This window comes from Pandoraea apista (assembly GCF_001465595.2).
Taxonomy (GTDB): domain Bacteria; phylum Pseudomonadota; class Gammaproteobacteria; order Burkholderiales; family Burkholderiaceae; genus Pandoraea; species Pandoraea apista.
The window spans coordinates 4699169-4721886 of sequence record NZ_CP013481.2 but is presented as its reverse complement, the minus strand read 5'-3'; the positions used below and the strand labels follow the sequence as shown (position 1 = coordinate 4721886).

19 protein-coding genes are annotated in these 22718 nt (G+C 62.7%); 11 read left to right on the top strand and 8 right to left on the bottom strand.

Annotated features, from left to right (window positions below; genetic code table 11):
* Positions 1–4 precede the first annotated feature (4 nt).
* Entirely contained in the window at positions 5–1063 is a 1059-nt protein-coding gene (tauA, locus tag AT395_RS21325; protein WP_094068631.1) for a taurine ABC transporter substrate-binding protein, read from the bottom strand.
* A 295-nt stretch (positions 1064–1358) separates the two neighbouring features.
* Between tauA and pdxR the strand changes: the two genes are divergently transcribed.
* Positions 1359–2894, top strand: coding sequence for a MocR-like pyridoxine biosynthesis transcription factor PdxR (gene pdxR, locus AT395_RS21320; protein WP_042114520.1), 1536 nt, complete (start codon positions 1359–1361; stop codon positions 2892–2894).
* Between the two features lie 74 nt (positions 2895–2968).
* On the opposite strand, the gene AT395_RS21315 is transcribed toward pdxR, so the two are convergent.
* Positions 2969–3598 carry a glutathione S-transferase family protein gene (locus AT395_RS21315; RefSeq protein WP_042114521.1) on the bottom strand — a complete coding sequence of 210 codons (630 nt, stop codon included), beginning with the start codon at positions 3596–3598 and terminating at the stop codon, positions 2969–2971.
* A gap of 565 nt (positions 3599–4163) precedes the next feature.
* Between AT395_RS21315 and AT395_RS21310 the strand changes: the two genes are divergently transcribed.
* Complete coding sequence (locus AT395_RS21310; protein WP_048628686.1) at positions 4164–6371, top strand: putative bifunctional diguanylate cyclase/phosphodiesterase; 2208 nt, start codon at positions 4164–4166, stop codon at positions 6369–6371.
* A 100-nt stretch (positions 6372–6471) separates the two neighbouring features.
* Here the strand turns inward: AT395_RS21310 and AT395_RS21305 are convergent, their stop codons facing one another.
* The 3 genes from AT395_RS21305 to AT395_RS21295 form a co-directional block, all read right to left on the bottom strand.
* On the bottom strand, positions 6472–7275 hold the full coding sequence (locus tag AT395_RS21305) for a hypothetical protein (RefSeq protein WP_048628687.1): 804 nt from the start codon (positions 7273–7275) through the stop codon (positions 6472–6474).
* 77 nt (positions 7276–7352) lie between these two features.
* A complete protein-coding gene (locus AT395_RS21300) occupies positions 7353–7991 on the bottom strand; it encodes a class I SAM-dependent methyltransferase (RefSeq protein ID WP_094068657.1) in 639 nt (212 codons plus the stop codon).
* Positions 7992–8101: 110 nt separating this feature from the next.
* Positions 8102–9043: a LysR family transcriptional regulator gene (locus AT395_RS21295; protein ID WP_048628790.1), complete on the bottom strand. Its 942-nt coding sequence runs from the start codon at positions 9041–9043 to the stop codon at positions 8102–8104.
* A gap of 109 nt (positions 9044–9152) precedes the next feature.
* Between AT395_RS21295 and AT395_RS21290 the strand changes: the two genes are divergently transcribed.
* Positions 9153–10664 carry a CoA-acylating methylmalonate-semialdehyde dehydrogenase gene (locus tag AT395_RS21290; RefSeq protein ID WP_042114524.1) on the top strand — a complete coding sequence of 504 codons (1512 nt, stop codon included), beginning with the start codon at positions 9153–9155 and terminating at the stop codon, positions 10662–10664.
* A 6-nt stretch (positions 10665–10670) separates the two neighbouring features.
* Here the strand turns inward: AT395_RS21290 and AT395_RS21285 are convergent, their stop codons facing one another.
* Positions 10671–11981, bottom strand: a complete 1311-nt coding sequence (locus tag AT395_RS21285) for an MORN repeat-containing protein (protein WP_072632895.1) — start codon at positions 11979–11981, stop codon at positions 10671–10673.
* A gap of 317 nt (positions 11982–12298) precedes the next feature.
* On the opposite strand from AT395_RS21285, the gene AT395_RS21280 reads away from it, so the two are divergent.
* The 6 genes from AT395_RS21280 to AT395_RS21255 all read left to right on the top strand — a co-directional run bounded on the left by AT395_RS21280 (position 12299) and on the right by AT395_RS21255 (position 19522).
* The gene (locus AT395_RS21280) at positions 12299–13159 is read left to right on the top strand and encodes a MurR/RpiR family transcriptional regulator (protein WP_042114525.1); all 861 of its coding nucleotides are present in this window, start codon (positions 12299–12301) and stop codon (positions 13157–13159) included.
* 45 nt (positions 13160–13204) lie between these two features.
* Entirely contained in the window at positions 13205–14467 is a 1263-nt protein-coding gene (locus AT395_RS21275; protein ID WP_048628689.1) for a diaminopropionate ammonia-lyase, read from the top strand.
* Positions 14468–14494: 27 nt separating this feature from the next.
* On the top strand, positions 14495–15763 hold the full coding sequence (locus tag AT395_RS21270; protein WP_224787371.1) for a Zn-dependent hydrolase: 1269 nt from the start codon (positions 14495–14497) through the stop codon (positions 15761–15763).
* An 87-nt stretch (positions 15764–15850) separates the two neighbouring features.
* Positions 15851–16789 carry an N-carbamoyl-D-amino-acid hydrolase gene (locus AT395_RS21265; RefSeq protein WP_042114528.1) on the top strand — a complete coding sequence of 313 codons (939 nt, stop codon included), beginning with the start codon at positions 15851–15853 and terminating at the stop codon, positions 16787–16789.
* Between the two features lie 267 nt (positions 16790–17056).
* On the top strand, positions 17057–18355 hold the full coding sequence (locus AT395_RS21260) for an MFS transporter (RefSeq protein ID WP_048628791.1): 1299 nt from the start codon (positions 17057–17059) through the stop codon (positions 18353–18355).
* Positions 18356–18373: 18 nt separating this feature from the next.
* Positions 18374–19522 carry a YgeY family selenium metabolism-linked hydrolase gene (locus AT395_RS21255; RefSeq protein ID WP_048628690.1) on the top strand — a complete coding sequence of 383 codons (1149 nt, stop codon included), beginning with the start codon at positions 18374–18376 and terminating at the stop codon, positions 19520–19522.
* 446 nt (positions 19523–19968) lie between these two features.
* On the opposite strand, the gene AT395_RS21245 is transcribed toward AT395_RS21255, so the two are convergent.
* Positions 19969–20382, bottom strand: a complete 414-nt coding sequence (locus AT395_RS21245) for a VOC family protein (RefSeq protein ID WP_042114532.1) — start codon at positions 20380–20382, stop codon at positions 19969–19971.
* Positions 20383–20667: 285 nt separating this feature from the next.
* Positions 20668–21591, bottom strand: a complete 924-nt coding sequence (locus tag AT395_RS21240) for a LysR family transcriptional regulator (RefSeq protein WP_072632894.1) — start codon at positions 21589–21591, stop codon at positions 20668–20670.
* A gap of 345 nt (positions 21592–21936) precedes the next feature.
* On the opposite strand from AT395_RS21240, the gene AT395_RS21235 reads away from it, so the two are divergent.
* Positions 21937–22386 (top strand): GNAT family N-acetyltransferase, encoded by a 450-nt coding sequence (locus AT395_RS21235; RefSeq protein WP_042117922.1) that lies wholly within the window; start codon positions 21937–21939, stop codon positions 22384–22386.
* Between the two features lie 86 nt (positions 22387–22472).
* The gene (locus AT395_RS21230; RefSeq protein WP_048628693.1) at positions 22473–22670 is read left to right on the top strand and encodes a hypothetical protein; all 198 of its coding nucleotides are present in this window, start codon (positions 22473–22475) and stop codon (positions 22668–22670) included.
* Positions 22671–22718 lie beyond the last annotated feature (48 nt).

Here is a 22718-nt window from a genome sequence, read left to right as displayed (position 1 = left end):
GCGGCTACTTCAGTTTGAGTGCGGCGTCGACGTACCGCGACGTGACGTACGGCGTGTAGTCAGCCTTGACGGCGTTGATCTTCTGCTGGCTCTTGAGGAACTCGGCCGTGTCTTTGAGCGCCTTGGCCGCGCGGCTATCCTTGCCGCCGCCGAGCCATTCGCCGGACGCCTGCTGCTGCGCCGACGGATAGGCGTAGAGGGAGAGGGCGCCGGGCACGTCTTCCGGCTTGCCGCCGATCATCTTCACGATCGCTTTGACCTGCGGCGATCCGGCCGACCATGCGGCCTGATTCTGACGATAGGCCGCATCGGCGTCGGCGATCACCTTGACGAACTTCGCCATGAAGTCGGCGTTCGCTTCGCCCCATTTGCGGTCGACGGCAATGCCGTCAAATGTCGGTTTTCCCTGCTTCGACAGCTCGCCTGACGTGATCAGCACGTGACCACTTTGCTTGATCTGCGCGAGGGCCGGGTCCCACACATACGCCGCATCGATGTCGCCGCGCTCCCATGCCGCCACGATCTGGTTAGGCTGCATGTTGAGCACCGTTACCTCGTTCGGCTTGATGCCCCACTGTTGCAGCGCAAACATCGTGTGGTAGTGCGTGGTCGAGACGAACGGCACGCCGATCTTCTTGCCCTTCAGGTCGGCAGGTGTCTTGATGTTCGACGCGTTGCGCACGACCATCGCCTCGGCCTGGTTGATGTCGTCGAGAATCCAGAACAGTTGCAGGTCGAGCCCCTGGGAGACGGCCGCCGCCATGGGGCTGGAGCCGAGCACGCCAATCTTGATGTCGCCCGATGCGAGGGCCGTGGCGACCTTGGCGCCGGATTCGAACTGACGCCAGTGAATCTTGTAGCCCGTGGCCTTTTCGAACTCACCGCTGGCAATCGCCACCAGCCACGGGTCGACGATCTGTTGATACGCGATCGTCACCTCTTTCTCTTGCGCCTGCGCCGTGGTCGGCAGCGTCAATCCAAGCGTCAGTGCGGCGGGTAGCGCGGCGGCGGCCAGCGCGGTGGCAGCGAACACCCGTCGCAGCCGGTTCGGAAGTCCATTCATGGTTCACCTCTAATCGGAAAGTTTTCGGTGGAACACTCGGATTGACGCAGTTGGCGTTACGAATCGGCGTCAAGTGACTGCATCATTGCCGCCTGTATTTTTGTTCGTTAGAGCCAGTTGGCCGCATTTGATGATGCCAACTGGTCCAGATAGCGGGGAATCGGCCTGTGAACCGCATGAATGCTGGAATTCGACCGGATTTTCCGTGACTGCGGATAAACCCGAATTCGGAATAAACGTAACCGTCTCATGAGTAATAATTGACGCTCTAGAAGTGACAAGACGAGAGGGCGCGATGTCGAGCCGGATTTCTGCGGCGATGTGGAACCAGTTGTTTCTGATGTCGGCGCGTGCTGGCATGGGATTGCAGAGCCAGATACGCCAGATGCTGGTGTCGGCGATTCTGGACGAGCGCCTGATGCGTGGCGCCGCAGTGCCGTCGTCACGCGAGTTGGCCGAGGGGCTGGGCGTGGCGCGCAACACGGTCGTACTTGCGTACCAGCAACTGGTCGACGAGGGGTATCTGATTGCGCGCGAACGGCGCGGTTACTTCGTCAACGGCGACATCCTGGCCCCGCGCGTCGGAACGCAAAGCACCCCTGTGCGCGATGTGCCCGAGCCGGTGGCTGGCACCATCGCGCCGCTTGACCCGTCGACGCCAGACTGGGAGGGCCGCTACGTAGTGCGGCCGTCGGGGCAACGCAACATCGTGAAGCCTATCGACTGGCAGCAGTACCAGTACCCGTTCATTTACGGACAGTTCGATCCCACGATGTTCCCGACGGCGGATTGGCGCGAGTGCTGCCACAAGGCGCTCACCGTCATGGAGATTCGCGACTGGGCGCCGGACATGATCGCGCGCGACGACGAGACGCTCATTCAACAGATCCGAACGCGCGTGTTGCCGCGACGCGGCGTGTGGGCCGACGCCGACGAGATTGTACTGACCAACGGCGCGCAACAGGCGCTCTATCTGCTGGCGGATTTACTCGTTGGGGCGCATACCACGGTAGGCATCGAAGATCCCGGCTATCCCGACGCGCGCAACATCTTCGCGATACGCACGCCCAAGCTGGTCGGCTTGCCCGTCGACGAGCACGGGGTGCCGGTTGACGACCGCCTGTCGCAATGCGACTACGTGTACGTCACGCCATCGCATCAGTGCCCGACGACGACGACCATGCCGCTCGCCCATCGCGAAGCGTTGCTACGGCGTGCCGAGGCCGAGGACTTCGTGCTCATCGAGGACGATTACGAGAGCGAGAACAGCTATTCGGACATCCCGATTCCGGCGCTCAAGAGTCTGGATCGCAGCGACCGGGTGATCTATATCGGGAGCTTGTCAAAGTCGTTTGCGCCGGGACTGCGGTTGGGATATATCGTCGCGCCTGCGGCGTTAGTGGCCGAGTTGCGTGCGCTGCGGCGATTGATGATTCGCCATCCGTCGGCATTCATTCAACGCTCGTTCTCGATGTTTCTGGCGCTGGGTCATCACGACGCTTTGCTGCGCCGTCTGGCGGATACCTACGCCAACCGCGCCGAAGTGCTGAGTGCGGCGCTCGCCACGCATATGCCGGAAGTGTCGTTCGTGCAGGTGAAGGGCGGGGCGTCTTGCTGGGTGCAGGGGCCGGAGAATCTGAACGCCAACGTGCTGGCGGCGCGGGCGAAATCGCGCGGCATTCTGATCGAGCCGGGCGACGTGTTCTTCATGGGCGATGCGCCGCCGCGCAACATGTTCCGGCTGGGTTTTTCCTCGATACGGCTTGAGCATATCGAGGCGGGCATTATTGCGCTGGCCGAGGTGTTGCGCGAGACGCTGGCGGCGGAGTAGGCAGGTGTCCCGGCGAGCGGCATCCGGCCGCCGGGGGAGCGGCCGGCTTTGGTGACGGATCGCTGCAAACGCCGTCAGGGGGTGCCGTTGCGTCCGTAGCGGCGAAAGCCTTCGTTTTGCGACAGGCGTTCGTAATATGCAGCGACCGCGTCGAGCGGAGGCCGCTCGATCGGTGTGGCGAACCAGCGATGGACGGCCAGACCGACGGCGATGTCTGCGAGTGTGAACGTCTTGCCGCAGATAAACGCCTGTGTCGACTGCAATTGCTGATCGAGCACGCCCATCAGTTCTTTCCATCGTGCAACGCTGTTGGCCACCATGCGGGCATCGTCGTAGCCCGGGGCGTTGCGAACGAGCGATTTGAACGGGTACACCCAGGCCGGATTCAGATCCGACGCTTGCCAGTCGATCCATTGGTCAACGCGGGCACGCTCGCGCGGCGCAACGGGATACAGGTCGGCGCGTTCGCGCGTGGCGGCGAGGTAGCGAAGGATGCTGTTGGACTCCCACATGACGAAGCCGTCGTCGTCGATCACCGGCACCATCTTGTTGGGATTGAGCGCAACGAACGCCGGCGCGTCGAGCGCGCGCGACGCATCGCCGTCTCCCCAGGGGGTATTGACGAACGGGATGTCGAGTTCGTGACACAACCACAACACCTTGCGAACATTGATGGATGTCGGTCTGCCGAGGATGTTTAGCATGGGGAGCCTGAATCGGTGGTTAGGAGACGGCTCCATTTTAGTAGCGAGTCCGGGGGGGTAACAGATACAGATTCGCCACTTGCGAAGCGAAGCAGTTCGAGCGTCTTTCGGGGCGCGCGAGGCACCGGCCTTGCCGCCACGGGTGTCTTACAGGGCAATCCAACGGGTAACGTCCGCGATTTCCAGATAGACGGCGGTGCGCTTGTTCCGCCGCGCTGCGTCCGTTATCCGAACGTAAAACGAGACTTCAAACGGCCGTGTGAAATGATGAGACGCGAAGCGAACGTGTCGACGCACGGGACGAAATCGGAATACAGTTCGTACGACGAACGGTAGAGAGAAAAAACGGGAGTCTTCCGCTTATAATCCGAAAAATCGGAACCGCGTTATCCGGACGATCGGGGATGTTCATTGTCGTCGGATTGACTTCGTGGTTTGAAAATCGGGCAGGGGATTGTCGATGGCATGCCGAAAGTTCCGGTCTGTTTCCTTCCCGCTTTGAATGGCAAAATCGTTGCTTCTGGAACGATCTCCGTGAAACCGCTTTCAGGCGAGGAGACCACTGATGAAGTGTCCCCCTGTATTGCCGATGGAAACCGAACGGCTTGCCGCGTTGGCCGATTACGGATTGGGTAGTGATCGGCCCCTGCCAAGCCTCGACACCGTCGTGCGACTGGCGGCGCACATGTTCGATGTGCCGGTGGCTGCCGTCAACATGGTCGGAGACGATCATGTGTTCTTCGCCGCCGTTACCGGTTTCTCGGGGGGCGATGTCGACATGACCCGCAACGCATCGTTCTGCGCCCACGCGATTTTGCAGGACGGCGTGATGGTCGTTCCCGACGCAACTCGCGATGAGCGGTTTCACGACAACCCTCTGGTGACCGGTAACGCACAAGTGCGCTTTTATGCCGGCGTGCCACTGCTTTCGGTCGACGGCCATGCGCTAGGTGCACTGTGCGTAATCGACAAGAAGCCAAACCACCATTTTTCGGATATCGATCGCGAGCGCTTGCGCGAGCTTGCGAAGATGGCGTCAGACAGGCTGGAGTTACGACGCGTCGAATTGTTCATCGAGCGTGACCGGCGTACGTTCGACGAACCTGAGCGACAGTCGCCGACGGCGATGATTCGCTTTGACGATTGCGGCAGGATCCTCGACTGGAATCTCGCTGCGGCCATGCTCTACGGATATGACGTTACCGAAGGGGCCGGCCGGGAGATGGAAACCCTCGTTCCTGAGTGTGACCGGTCTTTGCTTCGCGATCAGATCGCCCAAGCGGTGGCGGCGGGGTCTGTCGACGCGATGACCATGCCGTCCGAGGTGTACGGATTGCGCAAAGACGGCACGGAATTTCCGCTGAGCCTTTCGCTTTTTTGCTGGCGTGAAAACGGTGCGCTGACATTCAACGCGCACGCACATGACCTGAGCACCTTGCGCAGCGATATGCACGCACTGAAGCGGCTTGCCGACGCCGACACCCTGACGGGCGTAGCTAACCGCGCGAGCTTTTACCGCGACGCCGAAGTCATGTCGGTCGATTCAACGGGCGCGGCCGTCGTGATCCTCGATCTCGACGGTTTCAAGGACGTCAACGACACGCTGGGCCATATTGTCGGCGACGGCATGCTTTGCGAAGTCGCCCGGCGCCTCGTGGGGCTCGCGCGGCCGGGCGATACCGTTGCCCGCATCGGCGCCGACGAGTTCGCGCTACTGCTGCCCGGCGTGACGAACACCGTGGACGCCCGCCGCTTCGCCGAAGCGGCCGCAGCGGTTATTGCCGAGCCGATGATCGTCGACGGTTTCGAGGTGCGAGTGACCGCGTGCGCTGGCATTGCCGTTACGCCGCAGCACGCACAGGAAGCGCTGAGTCTCATCAGCGACGCCGACCTCGCGCTATCGCGAGCCAAACATCACGGATCGGGACAGGCGTTTGTCTTCGTGGACGAACTGCGCATGGAGGCGGTGACACGCCGCGTGTACAACATCGAATTGCATCGTGCCGTCAGCGACGGCGAGTTCGTGTTGTTCTATCAACCCCAGGTGGATTTCTCCGACGGGTCTCTGACGGGCGCAGAAGCGTTGATCCGGTGGCGGCATCCGAAACGCGGGCTATTGTCTCCGGCGGCGTTTCTGCCTGCGCTCGAACGCGGGCCGCTCGCTGCGGCAGTCGGCGCATGGGTGCTCGACGAGTCTTGCGCACAGGCCGCATTCTGGCGTCGCAATGGTGCACCGTCTTTCCGGATGGGGGTCAATCTGTTCGGCTTGCAGTTCCGTATCGGGAGCATTGTCGATGAGGTCATCGCGGTACTCGATCGGCACGGCTTGCCACCGGAGGCACTCGAGTTGGAAGTGACCGAGAGCATCGTGCTGGACGACGACGTTGTCCTCGACGCACTGCAACGATTGCGCGATTACGGCGTCGGGATCGCGTTTGACGATTTCGGCACCGGCTATGCATCGATCAGTCTGCTGCGGCGCTACCCGCTGAGCCGTATCAAGATCGATCGTTCCTTCGTTCAGGGAATGATGGAATCGACACGCGACGCATCGGTCGTGCGTGCGCTGGTGGACATGACGCGGAGTTTCGACTTGCAAACGATTGCCGAAGGTGTCGAGACGACGCAACAGAGAGACAACCTGCGGCAACTGGGGTGTGACGAAGGACAAGGCTATCTTTTCGGCGTGCCTATGCCCGCGCACACGTTCAGCGAGACATTCGCTATCGGACGGAGCGGCCACTGGAGCGGTTTGCAACTGAACAGCGCATAAGCGGAAGCGGCATGCCGACCCAGCGACCTAGCGACCCAGAGCGCAGACAACTGGCCGTGCCCGCCGTGTCGGCAAACGGAATGCGCGGGCCTTGGGGCAATCAGGGCTTCGTCGTGTCGGGCTTCTCGTTCTCCGGCTTGGCAAAGCGGCTTTGCACGGCCACCAGTGCCTCGTCGTTGGTGGCGACTAGCCACAAACGGGCTTGTTCCACCATATGGCGGTTGTGGTCCTTCAGCGGACCCATTGCGGCGGCTGCCTTCCAGACGACCGGCCCGACTTTGCTCTTTCTCCCGGAGGGCGCACCGACGAGCAGGCAGTGCGGACCCAATGGAAGCGAGACGAGGGGAAGTGCCGGGCTGGGGAGCGCGCGCCAGTCGATGAAGGGCGCGTCGCCAATAAGCAACGGTGCGGGCAATCCGTAGAGCACGCTGAAGTCGTATAGCGCCAGTTGCGCTCGCATGCCGACATAAACGCGACGGATATCGTCTACGACCGCCGCGCGAATTTCATCCTCGAACATGGGCTCTTGCGAATAGCGGGCATGCGCCTCGCGGGCTGCGCCCTGATAGGCGCTGAAGAGCGCGAGATCCACACAGTCGGAGACTGCGCGCTGAACCTCGGCGACCGAGCCCGCTTCCTCTGGCTTACCCAATTGCGCTGCCTTCAAAAATCGCGCAAGCCCCGCCTCCTGAATCGCCGGGCCGTCCGCCGACGGATCATCGATAGCGTTTTCACCCAGCGGCACATATAGATACGCTTCGGCCGCAAAGTGAGACTTCTTGCCTTCGTCGAATTTGACTTCTCCGTCGATGCAGTCCAGATAACGGGTACCGATTCGCCCGTGCTCCCAAACCCAATTCTTCAGGAAGGGACGTAGCGGGTGCAGCGCATCTTGAGTAGCCATTCAAATCTCCAAGGCCCCCCGTATCCGTCGACGGGGCACCTGTTCGGGTAGGCATGGCGGCAAATCCCGCCAGCACTTCAGACGGCTGGCTTGCGCCACACGCTCGCGAGCCAGGGCTGCTGCTCGCGCGGCAAGCCGTCTGGGCGGTAGTAGTGTTCGAGTTCGACGAAGCCGGCATCCGTCATATACCTGCGCCACGATTCGAGATCGTGGAAAGTGCCGTACCGTCCGTGATGCCAGCCTTCCTGATTTGACCCGCGCGGGTTGGAACTGAAGAGCACGCCACCGGGTTTGAGCGTCGCGTGCAATTGCCGCAGTACACGCGGCAGATCCTGACCTGGAACGTGAAACAGCACGGCATTGGCGAAAATGCCGTCGAAGCGTGCGTCCGGCAAATCGAGTTGCAGAAAGTCCTGATGCCAGACCTCGCAGCCGGTTTCGTCGCGGGCCATGGCGACAAAACGCGCGGCACCATCGAGACCGATCGCGCGATGGCCTTGTGCTGTGAATGCCTTGAGGTCTCTGCCCGGGCCGCACCCGAAGTCGAGAATCGTGAAGGGCGGCTCGCCTTCGATATGCCGCAACAACGCAGCGATGTTCTGCGTGACGTCATGATCCCGGGTGCCTTCGCGGAAATCGTCGGCGTTCGTGTTGTAGTGCAGCAATGTGCCGGCACTGATTTGCCGGAGATCGTGAGAAGAGAGTTTGATGGACATGCCAATGCCTTGCGTGATGACTACGCCGAACGTTGCCGTCAGTATGCCACCGAAGCCATTGTCCACTCGTTCGACTCTGCACTCGTGTGCGTCGCAGATGCCCTGGGCACTCAACAGGGAAACCCGTCGGCAAACGCGCCGCGCAAGTAATCGACAAACAGTTTGACAGCCCGCGGCACATGCGACGCGTACGGGCGCACCACATAGATTCGCTCGGCGAATGCACCGACCGGCCGCCATTCGGGCAACAGCACCACCAGCTTGCCTGTGCCAACGGCCGCCTGTGCCGTGAAATCGGGCAGCAGCGCAATACCCAGATCGTCCAGCGCAGCGTCGCGCAGGGCTTCGCTATTGTTCGCCGCCACAGGGCCACTGACGTTGATCGTCACCGGCCCTCCGGCAGATCTGCGCCCGGTGCTGGGTTCGAACGACCAGGTGTTCGCCGTTTGCGCGCGCGGGTAGGAAAGGCAATCGTGCGCTGTCAGGTCCGCGGGCGTCGTGGGTGTGCCGCGTCGCCTCAAATAGGCGCGCGTGGCGACAATGAACGAGCGCGTATCGCAGAGTTTCCAGGCCACGTGAGTCTCGGGAGCGTTCGTGCTGTGCCGGATGGCGAGATCGAAGCCCTCCGTCGCAATCGAACTCAGTCGGTCGGACAGGTCGAGTTGCACCCGGACTTCCGGATGCTCACGCACGAACTGCGACAACTTCGGAATGACCTGCTGGCGCCCGAGCGCAACGGGGGCCGTGACACGAATCAAGCCTCTCGCCACGCCGGCCTGATCTCGCACGTTCGAAAAACTGGTCGCGATACGCTCGTACTGGCCACGCGTGTCGTCGACAAGCTGTTGCCCCGCTTCCGTAAAGCGAACACTGCGCGTGGTGCGCTGCACAAGCGACACGCCTGCGGCACGCTCCAGTTCGGCAATGCGCTGACTCATTGCCGCCTTGCTCACGCCCAACCGGGCCGCGGCGGCCGTAAAGCTGCCTTGTTCAGCCAGCACCGTCAGCCAATGAAGGTGTGTCCAGAGGCCCTCGATTTTTTCCGGTTCCATCAGTTGATTGTTCGACATTGAAAACAATGAGTTCAATGATAGCGCCTATGCGTGGCCCCCGGCGATTCATACACTGCTGGCATCGTTCATCAATTCATCAGGAGTCGAAATGCAAGCGTTCAACGATACCGCCGACGTGGTTCACTACATTCAGGGCCAGCGCGTGAAGGGGAACAGCGAGCGGACTCAGCCGGTCTTCAACCCGGCCACGGGTGCCAGCGCGCGTCGACTGGTGCTGGGCGACGTGTCCGACGTCGAGGCGGCAGTGGCAAGCGCCAAGGCGGCGTTCCCGGCATGGAGCAACACGCCGCCCATTCGCCGTGCGCGCGTCATGCTGAAGTTTCTGGAATTGATGAACCAGCATCGCGACGAACTTGCCGCGATCATTACCGCCGAACACGGCAAGGTGTTCACGGACGCGCAGGGGGAAGTCTCGCGCGGTATCGACGTGATCGAATTCGCCTGCGGCATGCCGCAACTGCTCAAAGGCGACTACACGGAGCAGGTGTCGACCGGGATCGATAACTGGACCACGCGTCAGGCACTTGGCGTGGTGGCCGGCATTACGCCGTTCAATTTCCCGTGCATGGTGCCTTGCTGGATGTTCCCGGTGGCGATTGCCGCAGGCAACGCCTTCGTCCTGAAGCCCAGCGAGCGCGATCCGTCGGCCTCGCTCTTCATGGCCGACCTGCTCAAGCAGGCTGGCCTGCCGGATGGCATTTTCAACGTGGTGCAGGGCGACAAGGTCGTGGTCGATGCACTGCTCACGCATCCAGACGTCAAGGCGATCAGCTTTGTCGGTTCGACCCCGATTGCGAACTACATCTACGAGACCGGCGCGAAGCACGGCAAGCGCGTGCAGGCGCTGGGCGGCGCAAAGAACCACATGGTCGTGATGCCCGACGCCGATCTCGATCAGGCCATCGACGCGCTGGTCGGCGCGGGCTACGGCTCGGCGGGCGAGCGCTGTATGGCGATTTCGGTGGCGGTGCTGGTTGGCGACGTGGGCGACAAGATCATGGACCGTCTGGCCGAGCGCGCCCGCACGCTGGTTATCAAGAACGGCATGGAACCGGACGCCGAGATGGGCCCGATCGTCACCCGTCAATCGTTGGAGCGTATCGAGAGCTATATCGCGCTGGGCGTGGAAGAAGGCGCCAAGCTGGTCGTCGACGGCCGCGGCCTGAAGGTGCCGGGTCATGAAGAGGGCTTCTTCACGGGCGGCACGTTGTTCGATCACGTGACCCCGGACATGCGCATCTACAAGGAAGAGATCTTTGGTCCGGTACTCGCCTGCGTGCGCGTGAAGGACTTCACCGAAGCCATCGATCTGATCAACGCACACGAGTTCGGCAACGGCGTGGCGTGCTACACACGCGACGGCCACATCGCGCGCGAATTCGGACGTCGCATCGAGGTGGGCATGGTCGGTATCAATGTGCCGATTCCGGTGCCGATGGCGTGGCACGGCTTCGGTGGCTGGAAGCGCAGCCTGTTCGGCGACATGCACGCCTACGGTGAAGAGGGCGTGCGTTTCTACACCAAGCAGAAGTCGATCATGCAGCGCTGGCCGGAGAGCACTGAAAAGGGCGCCGAGTTCGCGATGCCGACAGCGAAGTAAATCTGATCAGAGAAGCACGCACTGCCCTGTGAAGCGCGTGCCGCTCCACGTAATGTTGAGCGGCCGCGCCGGTTCCTTGCAGATGAGCGTTTGCAGGGTGCCGAAACGATCGGCTTGCAGCGACGTTTGCTGGCCCGGTTCCAGACCGTAAAAGCCTGAGTACTGCTTCTCGCAACGGGCGGCGGAATCGGCTGTATTGTCGCCCGTGATGCACCAGGCGACATTGACGGGGTAGCCGCATGTGTTCTTGATGCCGGTTTCCATGTCCCACCAGCCTCCCCAACCTGTGGCGCCGCGTGCGATACGCACCTGTTCGATGCAGCCCTGGATCGGGGCGACCGTCTTGCGCCCGGCACTGGCGCCGTTGCCGCTGGAAGACCCGCCGTAATTTCCGGCCGGCGATACCGGCTGCGCGCCCGGAGATGTGCCCGGAGATGCGACGGGCATCGCCGATGGCGAGGCCGTTCCCGACGTCGCCTGCAATGCCGTGGCGACGGCCTGATATTGGGCGGCGTTGCGTCCGCCGCCGCTTGCGACGCCCTGCGCAGCGGCGCCCAACAGACCTGCGACGAAAGACAACACACCGGGACCGTCGTTGGAGGGCGCGGAGGCGCGTGAGCGCACGCCGTTGGTGTAAGTGGCAATGAGTGTGCCGTCGGCGCGAGTGTCGGTGCCGTCGTAGATCTTGCCTTTGACGAACTGACCGGCGCGCACGGAACCATCGGACGCAAAGGTAATGACACCGGGGCCGTCGAACGTGTTTTCGGCCCACTGGCCGCGGTAGGTGTTGCCGTTGGGTTCGAGTTGATAGCCCTGACCGGTCATGCTGTCGTTGAGAACGTCACCCTCGTACCGCTTCCCGTTAGCCCACACGTAGATGCCTTTGCCCGTGCGTTTGCCTGCGACGAAGTCTCCCTCGTAGGTGTCGCCGTTGCTCCAGAAGAATTTTCCTTTGCCGGTGCGTTGGTCGTCGACAAAGGGGCCTTCATAGCGATTGCCGCTCGCCCACGTGTAGGTGCCGACGCCGGCCCGCTTACCTTTGCTCAGCTCACCTTCCAGGCGCTGATCGAAAACCCCGTCCTTGAACCACTCCTCAACGCCCGGCCCGTCGGCATAGCCGTTCTTGCACGGGCCAGACCATGTCGCGGTCCATGTGATGCCGGTGTTGCTCGGGTCGTTCGACCACACTTTGCAATCTTTGTTGGAAAGCGTGACCCAGCCTTCAGCATGCGCCGCAAAGCTGCCCAGCAGGCCATATACGCCTGCAACGCCGAGCGCGAGCATCGCGCTGCGCCTGAAGTGCCGCCCGTGAGCCATGACTTTCTCCCTGATCTTCTATGTAGGACTGTTTGCTCGCGAAGATAGCAAACGATCGAGCCACTGTGTATCCCCTATCTGGAGGATTGGCGCCTGGGAGGGCAAGCCATTGGGCGCCGGGCGATGCGGGGCCGCCGACCATAAAAAGATTATTTTTTCTTTGACACTTTATTTTCGTTTACATAGTTTACTGAAACATAAGTTCCAAAAAACAACAGCCACTGAAACGCGCGATGCAAATGGCGCAGTCGGTGGCAGCATGCTGGAACCTGCAACTTTGCGCCCACCCGGCAACGGACGGGCGATTGGAAAGGACCATGAACGGCACCCTTCAAGACCGGATTCTGCAACTACAAGACGATTTCACGCCCAGCGAGAAGCGTCTGGCGGACGTGACGCTGGCCCATTTGCCGCAGTTGGCCTCGTATTCCGCCACCGAGTTGGCCGAGATGGCCGAGGTATCGAAGGCATCGGCGGCGCGCTTCTTCAAGCGCCTGGGCTATGAGACGTTCAACGATCTGCGCACACGCATGCGCGACGACGCGGATCACGGCTCGCCGCTCTTCGCTCTGGCGGGCATTACCACGCCCGAGACTGCCAGTGACGCCCCGGAAGGCGCGCTGGGTGCGCATCTGGCGACGGATCTGCAGAATCTGGCGCACACCTTTGAGCGTATCGACGCGGCAGACGTTGAGCGGGCCGTGGAAATCGGTACGCGCGCCCGGCGTGTCTTCATCGCGGGGTTTCGCAACGGCCGGGTGCTCGCGCAATACATGTGGGCGTTGCTCACTCAGGTGCGAGACGGCGTGCTGCTCGTGCCGGGCGCAGGCCTGAATCTGGCGGAAGATCTGGCTGACATGACCGCCGACGACATGCTCGTCGTGATGGACTTTCGCCGCCGCGTGACGCTGCTGCGCCCAATGGTCGAGCATGCCAACCGCGTGGGGGCTCGCGTCGTGATTCTGACCGACCCGACTGCGACAGAACTGCCGGCGCGTAGCGACATCGTGCTGCGCTGCGTGAATCGCACGGCCGGCATGTTCGATTCGTATGTGGCCGCCATGAGCCTGATCAACCACCTATGCACGCGTCTGGGCATCGCCCTGGGAGAGGCGGCGCGAGAGCGCCTCGCCCACATCGAACGCTTGCACGACGACTACGGCGATTTGCGCCGGTAGCCGGTCTTTCACCGACAGATCTATCCAGAGAACCGAGGAGTTCGTATGACCCACCCCCTTCCCAATCTGCGTCTGCAACGCTTCGTGAACCCGGCCGTCGAGCCCGGTGCACCTTACGGCGAAGCGCGTCGCGCGATTCTGGGCGGCGACGCTTTTGCCACGGCAGCGCGCGAAATCACGCGCTGGCCGGGTTACGCCGAAACGCCGCTCGTGGCGCTCGACGGATTGGCGCGTGCCGCCCGCGTAGCGCAGATCCGTTACAAGGACGAGGCCGGCCGGTTCGGTCTGGGAAGCTTCAAGGCGCTGGGGGGCGCGTACGCCGTGAGCCGCCTGCTGATTCGCGAGATCGAGGCGCGTATGGGGGAGACGGGCGTTACCGTGGCTGACCTGCTATCGGGGCGCTTCGCTGACCTGACCCGCACGCTGTGCGTGACATGCGCAACCGATGGAAACCACGGCCGTTCGGTGGCGTGGGGCGCGCAACGCTTCGGTTGCCAGTGTGTGATCTATGTTCATGCCACGGTCAGTCAAGGGCGCGTTGACGCCATTTCGCACTATGGCGCAGAGGTCGTGCGCACCGCCGGCAACTATGACGATGCCGTGCGTCAGGCGGCGGAGGATGCCGCTCGTCTGGGGCGCTTCGTGGTGTCCGATACGTCGTATCCGGGCTACATGGACGTGCCCAAGGACGTGATGCAAGGCTACGCGGTGATGGCCGACGAAGCGTTGCGTCAGTTCCGCGACGAGGCAGGACAACTGCCGACGCACGTTTTTTTGCAGGGGGGCGTGGGCGGTCTGGCCGCCGCTGTGCTGGCCCATTTCTGGGAAACACTCGAAACCCGCGGCGAATCGCGTCCGCGCTTCATCGTGGTCGAGCCGGACAAGGCGGCTTGCCTTTTTGAGAGCGCGCGCGCCGGCAAGCCCGTGGCCGTTCACGGCGACCTCGACACGGTGATGGCCGGGCTGGCGTGTGGCGAGGTGTCGTTGCTTGCCTGGGAAATTCTGCGCCCGGGCGCACAAGCGTTCCTGACCATCGACGACGAATCGGCATTGGAGACGATGCGAATCCTCGCGCAGGGCCGCTTCGGCGACGCCCCGATGGTCGCGGGCGAGTCTGCCGTGGCGGGTCTTGCGGGGTGCCTTGGTGCCGCCGCCGACGGAGCGTCGCGCGCCGAACTCGGCCTCGACGCTTCGAGCCGTGTGCTGGTCTTCGGCAGCGAAGGTGCGACCGACCCGGCGCTGTTCGAGAAGATTGTCGGCAAGCCCGCCGAAGCCGTGGCAGAGGCCGCCGTCAAACAAGCCGCCTGAATACCGGAGCCGGAGCGCATCATGAGCATGCTTTTCCCTGCGTCGAATGCCGCCTCGCCACACGGCGAGATGTCGGATTTGCGCATCAATTTGCCGCGCCTGCTGGCCCGCATCGCCGCACTGGCGAAAGTCGGTGCGATCGAGGGCGGCGGGTGCTGCCGTCTGGCGCTCACCGATGAGGACGGTGAGGGCCGCACGCTCGTCGCGGGCTGGATGCGCGAGCTTGGGCTGGCGGTGAGTGTGGACGCCATCGGTAACGTAGTGGGGATACGGGCCGGTCGCGAAGACGGCCCGCCGGTCATGACCGGGTCTCACATCGATACCGTGCGCACCGGCGGTCGTTACGACGGCAACCTCGGCGTGCTTGCCGGCCTTGAGGTTGTGGCGGCGCTCAACGATGCGGGGATTGTCACGCGCCGTCCGCTCGCGGTGGGCTTCTTTACGAACGAGGAAGGCGCGCGCTTCTCGCCCGACATGATGGGCAGTCTGGTCTACGTCGGGGGCATGCCGCTTGACGACGCGCTCGATACCGTCGGGATCGACGGGACCACCGTGAGGGAGAACCTTTCCCGTATCGGCTACGCAGGCGAGCGCCCGGTCGGCAAACCCGATGTGCACGCGTTCGTCGAGTTGCACGTAGAGCAGGGGCCGGTTCTCGAACATGAGGGCATCGCGATCGGTGCCGTAACGGGCGTGCAAGGCATTCACTGGACCGAGTTTACGGTCGAGGGCGTGTCGAACCACGCGGGTACCACGCCGATGCGCATGCGTCATGACGCGGGGTACGCGGCCTATGCGATTGCCGCCTTCGCTCGCGATGTCGCGCGTGAGCTGGGCGGCGCGCAGTTGGCGACCGTAGGCCATGTCACGGTGTCGCCGAATCTCATCAACGTGATTCCGAACCGCGCGGTTTTCACCGTCGACCTGCGCAACACCGACGCCGATGTGCTCGCGGAGGCCGTGCGTCGCGTCTTTGCGAAAGCCGAGGCGGTGGCTGAGGCCGAGGGGGTGCGCATCTCGCACCGCTCGCTGGCGGACTTTGCGCCGGTGCAGTTCGACGAGCGCATTGTCGCGCGCGTCGAGTCGCTGGCACGGGAACGGGGGCATTCGGTGCGCCGTATGCCGAGCGGTGCGGGGCACGACGCGCAGATGCTGGCCCGTGTCTGCCCGGCCGGCATGATTTTCGTGCCGAGCGTCAAGGGCCTCTCGCATAACGTGGCCGAATTTACCCATGACGCCGATATTGGCGCGGGGGCCAATCTGCTGCTGGCGCTCATGACCGAGCTGGCAGCGTAGTTCACACAATTATCTGGCAGTCCCCTGAAGGAGGCGCCCGGATCACCGGACGCTCAGGGAATCGAGATTCATCAAGGAGATAACGAAATGTCCCGTATCGTCAACGTCGCCGCCGCGCAGCTCGGACCGATCCAGCGCGCCGATTCACGAGCCGACGTGATGGAGCGTTTGCTCGCTCATCTGCACAACGCGCATGCGATGGGCTGTCAGCTTGTCGTCTTTCCCGAACTGGCGCTCACGACGTTTTTCCCGCGCTGGTACATGGAAGACCCGGTCGAGATCGACGCGTTCTACGAGCGTGAGATGCCTGGTCCGCAGACTCAGGTGTTGTTCGACACGGCAAAACGTCTGGGCATCGGCTTCTACCTCGGCTATGCCGAGATTGCGCTCGACGACGCGGGTCGCGCGCATCGCTTCAACACGTCGATCCTGGTGGGCGCCGACGGCAACATCATCGGCAAGTATCGCAAGGTGCACCTGCCCGGCCATGCCGAGAACGAGCCATGGCGCGCCTTTCAGCATCTCGAAAAGTACTACTTCGAGCCGGGCGATTCATTCGACGTCTGGCGTGGTTTCGGCGGGGTGATGGGCATGGCGCTTTGCAACGACCGTCGCTGGTCGGAGACCTATCGCGTGATGGGCCTGCAAGGGGTCGAGATGATTCTGCTCGGTTACAACACGCCCGTGCACAACCCGCCGGCGCCGGAGCACGACGACCTGTCGATGTTCCACAACCAGTTGGTGATGCAGGCGGGTGCGTACCAGAACGGTACGTGGGTGGTCGGTGTCGCGAAGGCGGGCAAGGAGGAGGGCTGCGAGATGATCGGCGGGAGCTGCATCATCGCCCCGTCGGGGGAAGTGGTAGCCGCGTGTTCCACCAAGGGGGACGAACTCGCCATCGCACGTTGCGACCTCGACCTTTGCAACTCGTACAAGAGCACCACCTTCAATTTCGCGAAGCATCGACGTCCCGAGGCGTATCGCATGATCGTCGAGCGGCGCGGTGCCGTGGCGCCGGAGGCTTGACGCCGCCGGCATGCAAGGCGTTGGACGCATAGACGTCTGACCGGAGGTGCGCGGCAGGCAACGCGCTCCCTCCTGCTTTTCCCAATCCCGAAACAGGCATGCAGGCCGTGAGGCCCGCAGGGGAACGTGTTGCCCGAAGCTTATGCCGAAGTCTTCGTGCGCATCACGCCTGGCCAACAGTTCGTCACGAAATCTCTCGCGCTGGAGCCTATGATGAAAAACGCACTACCCCCTGCATCCCTTTCGGGCAACTCGCCCGGGCAACCCATGCATGCCGACTCTCCGGTGCTGAGCGACCCTGCCGACAATGCGCTGTATCGCCGCGTGGCGTGGCGGCTTGTTCCGTTCCTGATGCTCTGCTACGTGGCCGCCTTCCTCGATCGCGTGAACGTCGGTTTCGCAAAGCTGCAAATGCTCGACGACCTGGGCTTCTCCGAGACCGTGTATGGTCTCGGCGCAGGCATCTTCTTCATTGGATACTTCCTGTTCGAAGTGCCCAGCAACGTGCTGATGCATCGTATCGGGGCGAAGAAGACACTGGCGCGCATCATGGTCCTGTGGGGCATGATCTCGGCCGCCATGGCCTTCACGCAAACGCCAACGCAGTTTTACGTGTTGCGCTTTTTGCTCGGTGCGGCCGAAGCCGGGTTCTACCCGGGCATCATTCTGTATCTGACGTACTGGTTTCCGTCGGCACGTCGCGGCCAGATCATCGCGATCTTCATGACGGCCGTACCGTTTGCCGGCATTCTGGGCGGCCCGCTCTCCGGCTGGATCATGCAGACGTTCCACATGGGGCACGGCATGGCCGGCTGGCAGTGGATGTTCATCATCGAAGCCGTGCCGTCGCTGGTGCTGGGTGTCGCTGTGCTGGCCTACCTTGATGACCGCATTGCCGATGCCCGCTGGCTAAGCGACGCCGAGAAGGCGCGACTCGCTCACAATGTCGCCGCAGAAACGCGTGAGAAGGTCGAGCATGTTTCGCTGTGGAAGCTGCTGCAGGACCGTCGCGTGCTGCACATGGCGCTGATCTGCTATTGCACCGTGTCGAGCCTCTCGGGCCTTGCGTTCTGGATTCCCTCGGTGATCAAGTCGACCGGCGTGAAGTCGTTGCTGGAGATTGGCTTGCTGACTGCCGTGCCTAACGCCTGTGCGGTCGTCTCGATGGTGCTGGTGTGCCGTCATTCCGACAAGACGCGCGAGCGCCGCTGGCACATGGTGATTCCGTTCGTCGTTGGTGGGGTCGGTCTCATCTTGTCGACGTTGTTCGGTCATAATCCGCCGGTCGCGGTCGCAATGCTCTCGGTGGCCGCCGCCGGCTGCATGGTCTGCTCGCCGCTGTTCTGGAGTTTGCCGACGGCCTTTCTGGAAGGGCGCAGCGCCGCTGCCGGTATCGCAGGGATTAACGCCTTTGCCGGTCTGGCCGCCTTCGTCAGCCCTTACGCCATCGGCTGGATCAAGGACACGACCGGGTCGACCGACTGGGGTATGTATTTCCTCGCCAGCTTCGCGTTCATCGGTGCCTTTCTGGTGCTGCGCGTGCCGGCGCGGCTTGTCAATCGCTAAGCACGGAGCCTGGACGACATGACGATCGACGTTATTGCACTGACGCAGGACATGGTGCGCACGCCGAGCCTCTCCGGCGACGAAGGAAGCATGGCGGCGCTAGTCGAGCAACGTATGCGAGAGCTCGGGTTTGACGAGATCCATCGCGACGAGAACGGTTCGGTGCTGGGCCTTATTGGTCCGGCAGGCACCGACGTTGCCGTGCTGTTCGATGGACACATGGATGTTGTGCCCGTGGTCGGCACTTGGAGCGTGGAACCCTTCGGGGGCGAAATTCGCGATGGCCGGCTCTATGGACGCGGCAGCGCCGACATGAAGGGCGGTATCGCGGCGGCCATGTGCGGGGTCGCGCAGGCGGCTGCAACGGGGCGGCTTACGCGGCGCGTGGCGGTGTCGGCGAGCGTGATGGAAGAGGTGATCGAAGGCTTCGCACTGGCACCGGTCCTTGACCGGTGTTCGCCTGCGGCAGTCATCATCTGTGAGCCGTCGAAACTCCAGATCAAGTCGGGGCAGAAAGGGCGCATGGAGATTCTGTTGACGTTCGAAGGTACGCCAGCGCACGCCGCGTCACCCGAGTGCGGTGTGAACCCGTTGCACGCGGCTGCGCAGGCGTTGATCGCGTTACAAGATCTGCCGTTGCCGACGCATTCGTCGTTGGGGGATGCACTGTTGGTGCCGACGGACATTGTGTCGACGCCGTATCCGTCGATCTCGATGATTCCGACTGCGGTGACGATCCGTTTTGACCGGCGCACGTTGCCGGGCGAAACGTCACAGGATGTGCTCTCCGCCATCGAGTCGAGACTTCGCGATGCCGGGTTGGCGCGCTTCTCGCTTGCGGTGACAGGCGACAAGGTGAGGACATTTACCGGTTGCTGCGCGCGGCCGTTCCGATGGCTGCCCGCGTGGCAAATGGCCGACGATCACGCGCTGGTGTCGACAGCGGCGCGTGCGGTCCGGGAGGCTGGACGCGTCGCCAGCCTGGGGACCTGGCGCTTCTGCACCAATGGCTCGGAATCTGCGGGACGCCGCGGCATTCCGACGATTGGACTTGGGCCGGGCAATGAGGAGGACGCGCACACCATCGACGAATCGATCGCCTTGGATCAACTCATCGGGGCGCGCGACATTTATCGCGAACTGGCACTACAGTTGGCGACACAATAATCCATTCTCCGGCGGTCACGTGCGATGGGCGCCGGAAGCGATGGAACAAAGATTGTGCCGCACTCGAATCTCTCGGACTCGAAATCGGGCAGCGACGTTGCAGATGGAAGTCGCCGCCCGTCGACGCGCCGCTCTGCGAGCGCGTCGGTGCCGCTGACGGAGCTCACGCCGTGCGGTGGTCTCATCGTTCACGCGGCGACGCTGTACGCTCCGGCGAGCGATCGCCGTAGTGAAGAGAAAAAAGTGGGTTACGCTGCTGTTCTCGAACGACGGCTTCCTGCCGACAAGCTTTCCTCGCACCGCAGGCGAGCGTGCCCACCCGAATTCCTGCCGAGTCTGGCTTTGATGTCTGGTGCCGGATGAATGGCATGGCTTGTCTGGCGCAATACCAGACGACGCTGGAAGATGCGCCCGCGTGAGGGCTCGGCGGGCGAGTCGTCAGCGCTTTAACCTTGAGGCGGAACGGCTTCGGGGTCCATCCACATCACCTCCCAGATATGGCCGTCCGGATCCTCAAAGCTGCGTCCGTACATGAAGCCAAAATCCTGGACAGGCGTGGGGTCCGCTTTGCCGCCGGCGTCGGTCGCCTTCTGCACGAATTCGGACACCTCTTCCCGTCCGCCCGCTGACAGACACAATAAGACCTGTGCCTCCGCGTGCGCGTTGACGATTCGCTTCCCCGTGAACTGGCGCCATTTGTCGTGGGTGAGCAGCATGGCGTAGATCGTCTCGGAGATCACCATGCATGCCGCAGTTTCATCAGTGAACGCGGGGTTGTTGACTGCGCCAATAGCCTCGTAAAAGGTCTTGGATCGCGGCAGGTCTGTCACGGGCAGGTTGATGAATATCTGCTTGTTCATGATCTGGCTTCCTGTATTCGAGCGATATATGAACTTGGGTTGTTGAGGTGAGCCAACGAAGAGATTGCCATGTCACCTTGCTGACTCACGATGAAAGAAGGTGTTCGACGAGACCTCTGCCGGCCTCCGCCGAAACCGGATCATGTTACCGAACTTCCATGGCAAATTGCCGCAGCACGGGTCTCGTCGATGCGGAAAATCTTATCGGCTCATCCCGGTGGGAGGAAGGCGGCGGTTTGCAACGCGGCGTTGCGGAACTGGAACGGTCCTGCGGGACACCTGGGATCAGGCCGTGACCGGATCGGCCTGCCACCTTGCGCGCACCAGATCGAGGAACACACGCACGGCAGACGTCATGCCGCGCCGGCTCGGGTACATGGCGTACAGCGTGGCCGGGCGCGAGCGCACGGTTTGCAGCACGGGCACCAGCGAGCCGTCATCGATGGCGTCCTGGCAAAGATAGGCCGGCAACTGTGCCACGCCGGCGCCGCGCAGCGCGAGTTCGCGGATGACCAGCAGGTTATCCACGGCAATGGCCGGTGTGACAGCGATATCGATCGGCTTGCCGTCTGCGTCGACGAACTGCCATGGCCGCGGTTTTGCCAGCGTGCCCTGCGCGAGACAGGGGTAGCCAGACAACGCATCGAGGCGTACGGGCGGGCCGTCGGCTTGCAGCAACGACGGATGGGCTACGACGATCGACGCCGACGTGGCCATCGGCAAAGCGATCACGTCCTCCGAGGCGAGGGGCGCAACGGCCGCGCGGATGACCAGATCCAGTCGCTCCTCGGCGAGGTCGACAAAGCGATTTGAGAGCGTCAACTGCACCTGCACGCCCGGGTGCGCGCGCGCGAACTCGGCCAGGATCGGGGGGAGCGTGGTCTCGGCGATCAGCACGGACGTATGGAGGTGGATCACGCCCGATGGCTCTGCCACAGCGCTGCGCGTGAGGGCGCCGATCTTGTCGACGTGCGCGGCCACCTCCCGCGCGTGCGCGAGCACCGCCTCGCCCACCGGCGTGAGGCCGAAGACTTGCCCCGACCGGTGTAGCAGTCGCACGCCGAGCGCGCGCTCAAGTGTCGCCACCCGGCGAGACAGCCGCGACTTGGCGATGCCTGTCTGCCGCTCAGCGGCGCTGAACCCGCCAGCATCGACCACGTGGGTGAAGAGCAGTAGGTCGTCGAGATGCGCGCCGCTGCTTTGTAGCATGGGGGCGGAGTCTCTGTAGACGGCGGAGGCCGCACGGGGATCTGGCATAGGAGGCGAATAGGAGACGGTAGGAGACGATAGGAGGCGAAGGCGCGGGGCGGCGAGATTGCGGGAAAGCAGATGCTACCGTCCCGAAGGGCGGCTGAAAAGGTGCCGATCTTGCCTTGGCCGGCCAGCCTTGCGCAGACGTCCTCGACCCTTGGGAGATACTTTGTAGCGGTCTAATCCCTCCGGACACTCATTTAGGCGAGAAGGCTCGCCCGAGTCCTCGCCAGCGAATCGACCGAGGTCGGGAGGCCTGATATGCTGGACAACTTCTACGGGCCCGACATAACCTGCCTTCGAATGAACCTGACTTTCTCACCCACTACGCAATCTGACGCTGATCTGCTGGTGAGCATTCGCATCGCCGCGATGCGCGAGAGCCTGGAGCGTCTCGGACGCTTTAACCCGCAGCGTGCGCGGGAACGTTTCTTGGCGTCTTTTGAGCCGGCGCTGTGCCGCTTCATCGACACCGATGATGCTCGGGTGGGCTTTTTCTTGGTTCGCCCTCAACCAGACCACTGGCACCTGGACCACTTGTACATCCTGCCTGAACATCAGGCACGTGGAATCGGAGCAGCAGTGCTGCGACAGATCATTGCAGATGCCGATTCACAAGGCATGCCAATCCGCCTGGGCGCATTGCGCGGCAGTCAATCGAACGACTTCTATCGACGACACGGGTTCGAGCAAACGGACGAATCGGAGTGGGATATTTACTACACTCGCCAACCCCGCTCTACAAAGGCATAGTTGCTATTCACAGTCTTGCGAGTGGGCCGAAGGCGCACGCAAGCACCCCGAAAGCGAGGTGGTTGCCGGAGAGCTTGTCGTTCCGCATGCAACCGAAGCGCTATGCGGCGCTTAATGCTCGGTCGAGTGACCAGCGTTTGAGAACATTCGCCGCTGAAGTGAAGAAGCTTCAGACGGATGGGTCGATCGGGATACGGGCATTGGTCGATCCGGCGCCTAACGAAAATCTGCTGTCCGACGGTCACGACGATTACGTCGTGACCGTCGGCTGCTGGTCGCGGTGACCCTACACCCGAATTTGTACCGATCACAAGTGGCAATTTCCGGCCCCC